This window comes from Alcanivorax sp. DSM 26293 (assembly GCF_900107995.1).
In the GTDB taxonomy this organism is placed as follows: domain Bacteria; phylum Pseudomonadota; class Gammaproteobacteria; order Pseudomonadales; family Alcanivoracaceae; genus Alcanivorax.
In genome coordinates, this window is record NZ_FNUM01000001.1 from 450,159 (window position 1) to 460,986 (window position 10,828).

At 59.2% G+C, this 10,828-nt stretch carries 14 protein-coding genes and 1 tRNA gene; 4 read left to right on the plus strand and 11 right to left on the minus strand.

From position 1 onward, the window contains the following. The first annotated feature begins 40 nt into the window (after window positions 1–40). Genes C4S63_RS02035 through C4S63_RS02050 form a run of 4 tightly spaced genes read left to right on the plus strand, consistent with a single transcriptional unit; the run spans window position 41 to window position 3,070 of the window. Window positions 41–1,564: a DNA cytosine methyltransferase gene (locus C4S63_RS02035; RefSeq protein ID WP_103916723.1), complete on the plus strand. Its 1,524-nt coding sequence runs from the start codon at window positions 41–43 to the stop codon at window positions 1,562–1,564. Beyond that, the gene (locus C4S63_RS02040) at window positions 1,561–1,812 is read left to right on the plus strand and encodes a hypothetical protein (protein ID WP_103916556.1); all 252 of its coding nucleotides are present in this window, start codon (window positions 1,561–1,563) and stop codon (window positions 1,810–1,812) included. The genes C4S63_RS02035 and C4S63_RS02040 overlap by 4 nt, the downstream gene beginning before the upstream one ends. Further along, window positions 1,809–2,045: a DUF4224 domain-containing protein gene (locus tag C4S63_RS02045; protein WP_103916557.1), complete on the plus strand. Its 237-nt coding sequence runs from the start codon at window positions 1,809–1,811 to the stop codon at window positions 2,043–2,045. The genes C4S63_RS02040 and C4S63_RS02045 overlap by 4 nt, the downstream gene beginning before the upstream one ends. Then, window positions 2,045–3,070 carry a hypothetical protein gene (locus C4S63_RS02050; RefSeq protein WP_103916558.1) on the plus strand — a complete coding sequence of 342 codons (1,026 nt, stop codon included), beginning with the start codon at window positions 2,045–2,047 and terminating at the stop codon, window positions 3,068–3,070. Before C4S63_RS02045 ends, C4S63_RS02050 begins: the two co-directional genes overlap by 1 nt. Window positions 3,071–3,154: 84 nt before the next feature. Here C4S63_RS02050 and C4S63_RS02055 read toward each other — a convergent pair. The 11 genes from C4S63_RS02055 to ruvB form a co-directional block, all read right to left on the minus strand. Beyond that, window positions 3,155–3,230, minus strand: a tRNA-Lys gene (locus tag C4S63_RS02055). A gap of 72 nt (window positions 3,231–3,302) precedes the next feature. Continuing rightward, entirely contained in the window at window positions 3,303–3,971 is a 669-nt protein-coding gene (gene queC, locus C4S63_RS02060; RefSeq protein WP_062816936.1) for a 7-cyano-7-deazaguanine synthase QueC, read from the minus strand. Between the two features lie 26 nt (window positions 3,972–3,997). Beyond that, window positions 3,998–4,639: a 7-carboxy-7-deazaguanine synthase QueE gene (gene queE / locus C4S63_RS02065; protein WP_103916559.1), complete on the minus strand. Its 642-nt coding sequence runs from the start codon at window positions 4,637–4,639 to the stop codon at window positions 3,998–4,000. Window positions 4,640–4,728: 89 nt separating this feature from the next. Next, window positions 4,729–5,490, minus strand: a complete 762-nt coding sequence (gene ybgF, locus C4S63_RS02070) for a tol-pal system protein YbgF (RefSeq protein ID WP_103916560.1) — start codon at window positions 5,488–5,490, stop codon at window positions 4,729–4,731. 3 nt (window positions 5,491–5,493) lie between these two features. Then, window positions 5,494–6,066: a peptidoglycan-associated lipoprotein Pal gene (gene pal, locus C4S63_RS02075; protein ID WP_062816933.1), complete on the minus strand. Its 573-nt coding sequence runs from the start codon at window positions 6,064–6,066 to the stop codon at window positions 5,494–5,496. Between the two features lie 45 nt (window positions 6,067–6,111). After that, a complete protein-coding gene (gene tolB / locus C4S63_RS02080; RefSeq protein ID WP_103916561.1) occupies window positions 6,112–7,416 on the minus strand; it encodes a Tol-Pal system beta propeller repeat protein TolB in 1,305 nt (434 codons plus the stop codon). Continuing rightward, window positions 7,413–8,195 carry a cell envelope integrity protein TolA gene (locus C4S63_RS02085; protein ID WP_103916562.1) on the minus strand — a complete coding sequence of 261 codons (783 nt, stop codon included), beginning with the start codon at window positions 8,193–8,195 and terminating at the stop codon, window positions 7,413–7,415. Before C4S63_RS02085 ends, tolB begins: the two co-directional genes overlap by 4 nt. Next, window positions 8,188–8,625, minus strand: a complete 438-nt coding sequence (gene tolR, locus C4S63_RS02090) for a protein TolR (protein WP_062816930.1) — start codon at window positions 8,623–8,625, stop codon at window positions 8,188–8,190. Before tolR ends, C4S63_RS02085 begins: the two co-directional genes overlap by 8 nt. A gap of 3 nt (window positions 8,626–8,628) precedes the next feature. Continuing rightward, window positions 8,629–9,315 carry a protein TolQ gene (gene tolQ / locus C4S63_RS02095; protein WP_062816929.1) on the minus strand — a complete coding sequence of 229 codons (687 nt, stop codon included), beginning with the start codon at window positions 9,313–9,315 and terminating at the stop codon, window positions 8,629–8,631. Next, window positions 9,308–9,751, minus strand: a complete 444-nt coding sequence (gene ybgC, locus C4S63_RS02100; protein ID WP_062816928.1) for a tol-pal system-associated acyl-CoA thioesterase — start codon at window positions 9,749–9,751, stop codon at window positions 9,308–9,310. Before ybgC ends, tolQ begins: the two co-directional genes overlap by 8 nt. Continuing rightward, a complete protein-coding gene (gene ruvB / locus C4S63_RS02105) occupies window positions 9,744–10,772 on the minus strand; it encodes a Holliday junction branch migration DNA helicase RuvB (RefSeq protein WP_062816927.1) in 1,029 nt (342 codons plus the stop codon). Before ruvB ends, ybgC begins: the two co-directional genes overlap by 8 nt. Between the last annotated feature and the right edge of the window lie 56 nt (window positions 10,773–10,828).

Below are 10,828 nucleotides of genomic sequence, written 5' to 3' on the forward strand. Positions count from 1 at the left end.
AGCACTCGATCAATAAACCTACCAAAGCATGGGCCTCGAGATGAACCACTTCCGCACCCACCCCCAAGCCGGCTTCAACTTCGATGAACTGGTCGTGGACAACTTCGCCGGCGGCGGTGGTGCCAGCACCGGTATCGAGCAGGCCATTGGCCGGCCCGTGGATATCGCCATCAACCACAACCCGGTGGCACTGGCCATGCACGAAACCAACCACCCCCACACCAAGCACTACTGCGAATCCGTGTGGGATGTGGATCCGCGCAAGGTCACCCAGGGCCGGCCGGTGGGCCTCGCCTGGTTCAGCCCAGATTGCCGCCACTTCAGCAAGGCGAAGGGCTCCAAGCCGATTTCCCCACAGGTACGCGCCCTGGCCTGGGTAGTGATGCGCTGGGTGGGTACCGTGAAGCCACGGGTGATCATGCTCGAGAACGTGGAAGAGTTCGTCACCTGGGGCCCGGTGATCAAGAAGAAAACCCCTGACGGCGTGATCCACCTGCCCTGCCCCAAGCGCAAGGGCCACACCTTCCGCAGCTTCGTGAATGCCCTCAGAAGCCACGGGTACCAGGTAGAGTGGAAAGAACTGCGCGCCCACGACTACGGCGCCCCCACCATCCGTAAGCGCCTATTCCTGGTAGCTCGCTGCGACGGCCAGCCCATCGCCTGGCCGAAACCCACCCACGGCCCGGGCCTCAAGCCCTACCGCACCGCGGCGGACATCATCGACTGGAGCCTGCCCTGCCCCAGCATCTTCGACCGCAAGCGCCCGCTGGCCGACAACACTTGTCGCAGAATCGCTGAGGGTATCCGCCGCTTTGTCGTTGAGGATCCGGACCCCTTCATCATCAAAACCAATCATGGGTACGGTTATTTCAGGGGGCAGCAGCTGACCGATCCATTGCAAACCGTCACCAGCAAGAACGGCTATGCCCTGGTAAAAGCCTTCCTCGCCAAACACTACACCGGCGTAGTCGGTACCGACCTGCGCAAACCCCTGGGCACCATCACCACCGTGGACCACCACAGCCTGGTGACCAGCCACATGGTGAAGCTGCGCGGCACCAATGTGGGCCATGCTGCTCGCGCCCCCCTTCACACCATCAGCGCCCAGGGCAATCACCACGGGTTAGTAACTGCCCACATTCAGCGGGACTTCGGAAACAGGGTGGGCAGCAGCATGAGGGAGCCCATCGGAACCGTCACTGCTGGGGGTGGTGGCAAAGCGGCCATGGTCCACGCCTTCCTGATGAAGTACTACAGCGAGGGCGGCCAGTGGCAGGCCCTGAAAGAGCCACTGCACACCATCCCCACCAAAGACCGGCTCGGCCTGGTCATGGTGAAAGGCGAGCCCTACCAGATCGTGGATATCGGCATGCGCATGCTGCAGCCCCACGAGCTGTTCGCCGCCCAGGGCTTCCCGGCCGACTACATCCACACCCACACCTTCGACGGCACCCGCCTCACCAAGGCCGACCAGGTGAAGATGTGCGGCAACAGCGTCTCACCCTACCCCTGCCGGGCACTGGTGGAGGCAAATATGGTTCAATCAATGGAGGCAGCAGCATGACCACAGGAGCCACCATGATCACCGATGAGCAGCGCCTGCAGCAGCAGGGCCTGGAGACCCTGAGCAAGAAAGCCAAGGCCTTCTGCGAGCGCCAATACCGCCGCCACGGTCCTATCGCTGGCTGCGATAGCTGCCCATTAGCCAAACCCTGCCGGACCAACCCGGCCCCAGATGACAAGGCGGAACACCAGCGCCGAATCTTGTCGATCAACGCCACTGCCGCCTGGCTACCCTGGGAGGCCACATGATCACAGATGAACTGCTGAGCTATGAGGAAGCCAAGGCCCTGACTGGCTACAAGCGGGTAAGCGATCAGGAAAGCTACCTGAAGCACCGTGGCGTGCCCTGCTGGGTAAACCGTAGCGGAACCCTCATTGCCATGCGCGAAGCTGCCAGAACGGCTTTGGGAGCCCCCACAGCGCCTACACAGGGCAAACCCGACGACCCCGAAGACCGGCTGCACATAGACGAGGTAGCCTGATGCCCCAGAAACGCAACAAGGACAACCGCCGCCTGCCCACCGGGTGGCGCTTCAGGAAGGGATTCTTCTGGTATCGGGTACCGGATAGAGAGCGCGAGCTGTTTGACGGCAAGGCCGAGTTTAAACTTGGCCGGACCGAAGCAGAGGCTTACGAGGAATGGGCCCGCCGCAAACGGATCCAGGAACGGGCCTACACGCTCCGCCAGGGCTTCACACGGTACCGGGCCGAGGTGATGCCCAAGAAAGCAGCCAGCACCCAGAAACAGCGCTCTTATTCGCTGCCTCGGCTTATGACCGCTTTTGGCGATCTAGCACCCCACGAGCTCACACCGTCGATGATCTACCGGTACCGGGACCACGTCAGCAAGGTGAAATCCCAGAAATGGGCCAATGTGGACATGGAGACCTTATCTCATGCACTCAGTTGCATGATCGAATGGGGCGACCTGGACCGCCACACAATGCGCGGCCTACGCTTCAAATTTTCCGCCGGCACCCGCAAGCACAGAGTCACCGACCAAGACCTGATTGCCTTCGCGGAAACCCTGCCGCGCAAGTGGCAGCTCTACATCAGCCTTAAGCTGCTCACCCGGGGCCGGCGCAAAGGCGAGATTCTGCGCCTGACTGTCAATCACCTGACCAAAGACGGGATCCAGTTCAGGAACAACAAACCGCCTTATGACGAGTACCTGGTGGAATGGACCCCGGAGCTGAGAACCGTCGTGGAAGAGATTCTGGCCATCCCGCCCCGCCGGATCGGTAGCGCCCACCTGTTTCTGACCCGCAACGGCCGGCCCTACATCGATTTCGAGGGCGACACCAGCAGCTTCAACACCATGTGGACCAGGTACATGGCCAAAGCAGTCAAAATGGGCCATGTCAGCGAACGGTTCACGGAAAACGACTTGCGGAAGAAAGCGGTAGACGGGGAAAGCCTGCAGCGGGCCCAGGAGTTACTGCGCCACACCACGGCCCAAACCACCAAAAAGCACTACACGATTCAGGACCGGATCAAGACCAAATGAGCAACCTTGAAGCCCTAAAAGTGGGGAGGATTGGAGAAAGTGGGGAAACGAAAAAGGGCCCGCCATTGGCGAGCCCTTTAAATTTGGTGGGTCGTGCTGGATTCGAACCAGCGACCAATTGGTTAAAAGCCAACTGCTCTACCAACTGAGCTAACGACCCGCTCCCGAAGGAGGCGCAAATAATACGGATTTATTTCCGGGTGACAAGGGGGAAACCGATTTTTTTTCCCCTTTACTGATAGTTTGTTGGATCTTTGACCAATGCCTCTTCAAAGCCCTGCTTGCGCAGGCGACAACTGTCGCATTTGCCACAGGCATTGCCATTCTCGTCAGCCTGATAACAGGACACGGTCAACCCATAATCCAGCCCCAGAGCCGTGCCTTGCTGGATGATCTGCGCCTTGCTCAAGTGCATCAATGGCGTTTCCACAGTGATCGGGCTGCCTTCCACTCCCGCCTTGGTGGCCAGATTGGCCATGGTCTGGAACGCCTCAATAAAGGCCGGTCGACAATCCGGATAGCCGGAATAGTCCACCGCGTTGACACCGATATAGATGGCCTGGGCCTCCACCACCTCCGCCAGACCCAGGGCCAGAGACAGAAAGACGGTATTACGGGCAGGCACATAGGTGACAGGAATACCCTCACCGCCCTCCTCCGGCACCGCAATGGAATGGTCGGTGAGCGCAGAGCCGCCAATATTGCCCATGCCCAGTTCAATCACCCGATGGCTGAGCGCGCCAAGGGCTGCGGACACCCGCTCCGCCGCATCCAGCTCGGAACGGGTGCGCTGACCATAGTCGAAAGCAATGGTATGGCACTGGTAGCCCTGATCCCGGGCAATGGCCAAACAGGTGGCCGAATCCAGACCACCGGACAGCAATACCACGGCTTTTTTCATTGATGGCTCTCCTTCAAACCTGTCAGCTAGCGCCCGCGGGCGTCATTCCAGAGTAGTTTGTGCAATTGCAGCTGAAACCGCACCGGCAGGCGGTCCGCCACAATCCAGTCAGCCAGCTCTCCCGGGGCCAACTGCCCCTGTACCGGAGAAAACAGCACGTCGCCGACCCGCTGGTGTAGCTGATGCTGATCAAGCATGAATCGGGCCCAGTCATAGTCCTTGCGGTCCGCCAGCACGAACTTGACCTGGTGATGGGGGCGCAGCAGCGGAATGTTTTCCAGCCGGTTGTTGTGCTGCTCGCCGGAGCCCGGCGCTTTCAGGTCCATGACCACGGAGACGCGCGGGTCCACCTCCGCAATATCCATGGCGCCACCGGTTTCCAGGCTGACTTCATACCCCTGATCGCACAGGGCGGTCAGCAGCCCCAGACAGTTGGGCTGGGCCAGGGGCTCGCCGCCGGTGACCGTCACGTAGTGGGCCTGGTAACCGGCCACCTGATCCAGGATCGCCTCGAGAGGCCATTTCTCGCCACCGGAAAAAGCGTACTCGGTGTCGCACCAGACACAACGCTGCGGGCAGCCGGTCAGACGAACGAACACCGTGGGCCGGCCCACCGTTCGCGCCTCGCCCTGAAGGGAATAGAAAATTTCGGTCAGACGGAGGTCCACAACATCTCCTGAGCACCCGGGAGGGGGAAATGCGGCGGATTCTATCACCTTTGCCGGCGTCTGTGCCGCCGGCAAGGCAACGATAGGGATTACTTATCGAGTTGTTCCAACAGCGTCTTCGCCTGGTTGGCTTCCGAGCTGTCCGGATACTGCTTGACCAGCTTGTGCAGGTTCACCTTGGCCTGGGAGACCTGCTCGTCACGGGCCTGCATCACTGCCAGGGTATAAAGGCTGGTGGGCGCTTTACTGTGTTCCGGGTAGTCGTCTACCACTGCCTGGAACTGGGCCTGGGCCTTCTCCGGCTTCGGGGTCTTCAGGTTACTGTAGACCTTGCCCAGCCAGAAGTGGGCGTGGGCACGGAATTGCCCGTTGGGAAAATCATTGAGGTAACCCTCGAAGGCTTCTGCCGCCGCATCAAAGTCACGCTTGATCAGCTTGTCCTTGGCGGCACTGTAGGCATCACGGTCGGCTTCGGGGTCATTGGGCGCCGCACTGTCGGCGCTCTCTTCTGGCTGCTCGGTCTTGCTCTGCTCAGCCAACGTATTGATTCGGGTATCCAGGTCCAGGTAGCGCTCACGTTCAGCGTCCTTCATGACCTGTAGTTCATGCCGCAACTCTTCGATCTGACCCTGGAGTTGCTGTATCTGCTCTTCGAACTGCTGCTGTTGCTGCATGAGAAGCAGCAACCCATCCTGACTTGCACTACTACCGGCACTGCTGCCACCGGAGCGGGCCTGCGCCAGGCTTCTCTCTTCAACGGCCAGCGGCCCGGTGTTCTGTGCTTGCGCACAGAACACCAGGGAGCCGAGCACGACGCCTGCGAGCAGGCGCGTTCTCTTTACTGCTTTCATGCCTTACGGACGGCCGGCAGTGTAGTTGATTTCTACACGACGGTTCTTGGCCCAGTCCATTTCGCTGTGACCAAATGCCGCCGGCTTTTCTTCACCGTAGGAAACGATTTCCAGCTGGGAAGAAGACACGCCCTGAACCCGCAGGAACTTCTCTACGGCCTTGGAACGACGCTCGGACAGAGCCACGTTGTACTCGCGGGTGCCGCGCTCGTCAGCATGACCTTCCAGGCGCACTTTGGCGTTGGAGTTGTTCTTCAGATAGGTAGCATGGGCACGCAGAGTTTCGAAAGCTGCCGCCGGAACGGTGTTGCTGTCGAAAGCAAAGTAGATCACCCGGCTGTCAGTGGTGCCATCGTAGTTGGACGGATGGTTGTAGAAGTTGTCAGCTGTCAGCGGAATGCTGCTGGTGTCCGGCTTGGACGGAGTAGACGGCTCAACCGGAGTTACCGGAGAGGTATCAGTCTGCTGGGACATATCGTCGGTTGCAGAGCTGTCATCTTCAGTCGGGGTGCTGGAACAGGCTGCCAGGGCAGCTGCCAACATCAGGGCGAACAGCGGGTTAAGAAATGAACGCATGCGAAAAGCTCCTATAATTTCCTAGTATTGGACTCCGAGAATCACTCAGAGGAACGGCGACCAGGCCGGTTCTCTGACTTCACCTTCCTTCGACGGCAGCGTCACTTTCACTCTGCCATCGATGGATACGGCTTCCAGAACCCCCGTCCCCCGATCTTGCGTCCCGTAAATTACCATACTTCCATTGGGCGCAACACTGGGCGATTCATCCATGTCTGTGCGGGTCACAATATTGAATGTGCCCCGCTGGAGGTCCTGCACCCCGACGTTAAAATTTCCATTACGCCGGTGTACATAAACAAGATAACGACCGTCAGGCGTGACATCCGGGCGGGCATTATACGCACCCTCGAATGACACTCGCCGGACCGACTTATCATTTATGTTCAGTTTGTAAATCTGGGGCCCGCCAGATCGGCTGGAGGTGAACACCAGGTGCTCACCATCCGGCAGCCAGCGAGGCTCCGTATCAATCCCGTAATGCTGGGTCAGCCGTGTTAGCTGCTTACTGGCGATATCCAGCATGTAAATCTCCGGGTTACCGTCCCGCGACAGGGTCAGCGCCAGCTTCTGACCATCCGGTGACCAGTCCGGGGCGCCATTGATACCCCTGAAGCTGGACACCTTTTCCCGGTTGGTGGTTGCCAGGTCATGGGTATAAATGGCCGGCATCCCGTCATCCTCGAAAGAGACATAAGCAACTTTCCTGCCATTTGGTGACCAGGTCGGGCTCATGATCGGCTCTTGGCTACGCAGGATAGTGGTAACACGGTGCCCGTCGGCGTCGGCATATTGCAGCTGGAAAGGGTTTTTGTCACTACGATTATGCGTCACATAGAGAATTTTGGTGGAAAACGCCCCCGGGATACCGGTGAGTTGCTCATAGATCCGGTCACTGATGGCATGGGCCACATCCCGCAGCTGTGAGACCGGCGGGCGATAGGTCTCCGACATGAGCTTCACCTGACGATTCACATCGAAAAGGGCGTAGCTCACTTCATACCCACCGCTCTCCTGGGCCTTCATGCTGCCAGTGATGATGTACTCCACCCCCAGCACGCGGAAATCCCGGTAGATGACCTCACTTTCGTTGCGCGGGCGGCTGAGCATATCCTCCGCCGGCAATGGCTTGAACTGGCCACTGCGGTGCAAATCCGCCTGCACAATCTGTGACACATCTTCGGGCGCGTTCTGCGCACCCTCAAAAGGCACGATGGCGATGGGCACCGCATCCACCCGGCCCTCTGTGACCCGGATAAGCAATTCTGCCCGGGCCATCACGGCGCCGAACATCAGGATGGCCGCCAGGCCAATCCGCCAGATTTTCTGTGCCTTATATTCCAACTTCATTGTGCAACTCCAGGATCAAATTCGATCACCAGTGAGCGAAACTGTTTATCAAACAGCGGGCCATCTGGAACCGGCAGGGGGCTGGCCAGCTTCACCGCATTCATGACCGACTCATCAAAATCGGGATAACCACTGCTTTTCACCACAGACACGTTGATCACCTCACCGCCGGGAATCATCTGAATCCGCACCTGTGTCTTGATGTCATCCCGGTTGCGATAGTTGCCGGGAATCCGCCAGCGCTGCCCTACCTGTGCGGAAATGGCATCGGTAAAGCTGGCCACTTCCACATCCGACTGATCCGCATTGCTGGCCGCATCTTGTGTTTCCTGCTGGGCTGGCTCCGCAGGCTTTGCCATTTCCAGCTCTTCCTCGGCCAGCATTTCTTCCAGGCTCGGCTCCTCAATCTCGGGGATGACCGGTTTGGGATCCGGCTTGGGCTCCGGTTTCGGCTTCGGCGCCGGCTTTTTGGCAGGCTCCGGTTTCGGCTTGGGCTTGGGTTTAGGCTCAGGCTTGGGTTCGGGCTTGGGCTCCGGTTTGGGTTTCGGCTTTGGCTTGGGTTTCGGTTCCGGTTTCGGCGTTGGCTTTTGCTCCGGCTTCGGCTTGCTCACCGGCGCCTTTTTCTGTTTGGACGTTTCCACCATGGTGGCTTTCACATGGGGAGGGATCACCGGCGCCTTGTGCAATGCCGGGTCGGTGCTCCAGCTGAACACCAGCAGCCCAAACACCAGCAGGTGAATGAACAGGGTAAACAGCAGCGCGGCGCCACGATCACTCATTGCTGCCCTGCGGTTCCGTTACCAGACCCAGCTGGGTAATGCCGGCTTCCTGCAAGGCACCCATCAACTGGACTACCTTGGCATAGGCCACCTGGCCATCGCCTTCGACCAAAAACAGGGTGGCAGGTTTCTGCTTGTGAATCCGCAAGGCATGCCCCTGCACCGTTTCCAGGCTGGCAGACTTGCGGCTGTCACTGCCCACATCAATGTAGTAACTGCCATCAGCGGTCACCGAAATGATCACCGGCTCATCCTTGGTGGTATCAATGGGCTCGCTGTTGCTGTCGGGCAGGTCCACATTGATGCCCTGGGTCATCATCGGCGCCGTGGCCATGAAAATCACCAGCAGCACCAGCATCACATCGATGTAGGGCACCACGTTCATCTCGGCAACGAGCTTGCGCGGCACCCTGATCTTCACGCCGCTCATGGCTTACCCCTCGCGTCCGTGAACCTGACGGTGCAGTACCGAGGAGAACTCCTCGGCAAACATTTCGTTTTCGGTGAGCAGAGCATCACTTTGCGCAGAGAAACGGTTGTAGGCCATCACTGCCGGGATGGCGGCAAACAGACCAATGGCCGTAGCAATCAAGGCCTCGGCGATGCCGGGTGCCACCACACTCAACGTGGCCTGCTTCACGTTGGCCAGGGCCATGAATGAGTTCATTATGCCCCACACCGTACCGAACAGCCCCACATAGGGACTGGTGGACCCCACTGTCGCCAGAAAAGGAAGGTGCTTGGTCAAGCGGGTCTGTTCACGCTGCAGGGCTACACGCATGGCACGCTGGCTGCCATCCATCACCGCTTCAGCGCCACGGGTGCTTTTCGACAGGCGCACGAATTCCTGGAAACCGGCGCGGAAAATGGCTTCCGTGCCTGCGTCCACGTCCGGATCCTTGCGACTCTGGTTGTAAAGCGACGCCAGGTCATCACTGGACCAGAACTTCTCTTCAAACGCTCGCCCCGCCTTGTGGGCCCGGCCCATTACCCGATACCGACTGACGATCATGTACCAGGACGTCAACGACGCCAGCACCAACAGCACCATGACCAGTTGCACCACAATGGTGGCATGACTGATCAGACTGATGACGGACATACTGGATGCCTCAACCATTAAGCCCTTCTCCTTCGCTGGCTGCTTTGAATTTGTTGTACAGGTCCACCGGGATCCCGGCGGGCCTCAATGTATCTGCATTCACGCAGGCAACCTTGATCTCGGCCTGGCAAAGCAGTGTGTCAGCCCGGCGAACCTGCTGCTCGAAAAACAGCGTCGCCTTGCCCAGTTGCTTCAAGCGGGCGGTCACTACCAGTGCATCATCAATGCGAGCCGGCTGACGGTACTGCACATTGGCCGAATGCACGACAAACTGGAAGTTCTCATCGGCCAGCACATAATGCTGATAACCCAGGGTGCGCATGAATTCCGTGCGCGCCCGTTCCATGAATTTCAGGTAATTCACGTAATAGACGATGCCACCGGCATCGGTGTCCTCGATGTAGACGCGCACCGGCAGGGTAAATTCCCCGTTTTGCGGCTTTTTTTCAATCATTAAACAAATCACCGTCCTTGCGCGGCCGCTGCAACCCGAAATGCCGCCAGGCATGGTTGGTGGTAGCCCGGCCGCGCGGGGTACGCTGGATGAAGCCCTGCTGAATCAGATAGGGCTCCACCACTTCTTCCAGGGTGCCGGCATCTTCATTGAGCGCCGCCGCCAGGGACTCCAGGCCCACCGGACCACCATCAAATTTATGCATGATCATGTCGAGCAAACGCCGGTCAGTGCCGTCCAGGCCGCAGCTATCCACTTCCAGCATGTCCAGCGCACGCTGGGCCATGGCTTCGGTAATTCGCCCTTCGCCCTTCACTTCCGCGTAATCGCGCACCCGGCGCAACAGCCGGTTGGCAATGCGCGGCGTACCACGGGCACGACGTGCCACTTCCAGCGCGCCGGCATCATCAATGGGAATGGCAAGAATGTCGCAGGCACGAATCACAATCCCGGAGAGATCTTCCACGGAGTAGAACTCCAGCCGCTGAACAATCCCGAACCGATCACGCAGAGGGGCAGTCAGCAGGCCCGCCCGGGTGGTGGCACCCACCAGGGTAAACGGCGGCAGATCCAGTTTAATGGAGCGGGCCGCCGGCCCCTCACCGATCATGATATCCAGCTGGTAATCTTCCATGGCGGGATAGAGGATCTCTTCCACCACCGGTGACAGGCGGTGGATCTCATCCACGAACAGCACATCACCCTCTTCCAGGTTGGTGAGGATGGCCGCCAGGTCGCCGGCCTTTTCCAGTACCGGCCCGGAGGTAGACTTGAGTTCGCAGCCCATTTCCCGGGCAATGATATGCGCCAGGGTGGTTTTACCCAGACCTGGCGGGCCAAAGATAAGGGTGTGATCCAGCGCTTCCTGGCGGCCGCGGGCAGCATCAATGAAGATTTCCATGCGCTCGCGGACTTTCGGCTGGCCTTTGTAGTCAGCCAGACTGGCCGGGCGGATGGCCCGGTCCTGCTGTTCTTCACCGGTGCCAACAGCGGCAGCTGAAATCAGACGGTCGTTTTCCATGCTTGCAGTAGGGAGACCCAGCGTTATGAGAGTGATGTTGAGCTAGCGTAGACGGA

Coding starts and splice junctions, on each gene's coding strand:
- C4S63_RS02035 (WP_103916723.1), top strand. CDS start 41: ATGAACCACTTCCGCACCCACCCCCAAGCCGGCTTCAACTTCGATGAA.
- C4S63_RS02040 (WP_103916556.1), top strand. CDS start 1,561: ATGACCACAGGAGCCACCATGATCACCGATGAGCAGCGCCTGCAGCAG.
- C4S63_RS02045 (WP_103916557.1), top strand. CDS start 1,809: ATGATCACAGATGAACTGCTGAGCTATGAGGAAGCCAAGGCCCTGACT.
- C4S63_RS02050 (WP_103916558.1), top strand. CDS start 2,045: ATGCCCCAGAAACGCAACAAGGACAACCGCCGCCTGCCCACCGGGTGG.
- queC (WP_062816936.1), bottom strand. CDS start 3,971: ATGAAAAAAGCCGTGGTATTGCTGTCCGGTGGTCTGGATTCGGCCACC.
- ybgF (WP_103916560.1), bottom strand. CDS start 5,490: ATGAAAGCAGTAAAGAGAACGCGCCTGCTCGCAGGCGTCGTGCTCGGC.
- pal (WP_062816933.1), bottom strand. CDS start 6,066: ATGCGTTCATTTCTTAACCCGCTGTTCGCCCTGATGTTGGCAGCTGCC.
- tolB (WP_103916561.1), bottom strand. CDS start 7,416: ATGAAGTTGGAATATAAGGCACAGAAAATCTGGCGGATTGGCCTGGCG.
- C4S63_RS02085 (WP_103916562.1), bottom strand. CDS start 8,195: ATGAGTGATCGTGGCGCCGCGCTGCTGTTTACCCTGTTCATTCACCTG.
- tolR (WP_062816930.1), bottom strand. CDS start 8,625: ATGAGCGGCGTGAAGATCAGGGTGCCGCGCAAGCTCGTTGCCGAGATG.
- tolQ (WP_062816929.1), bottom strand. CDS start 9,315: ATGGTTGAGGCATCCAGTATGTCCGTCATCAGTCTGATCAGTCATGCC.
- ybgC (WP_062816928.1), bottom strand. CDS start 9,751: ATGATTGAAAAAAAGCCGCAAAACGGGGAATTTACCCTGCCGGTGCGC.
- ruvB (WP_062816927.1), bottom strand. CDS start 10,772: ATGGAAAACGACCGTCTGATTTCAGCTGCCGCTGTTGGCACCGGTGAA.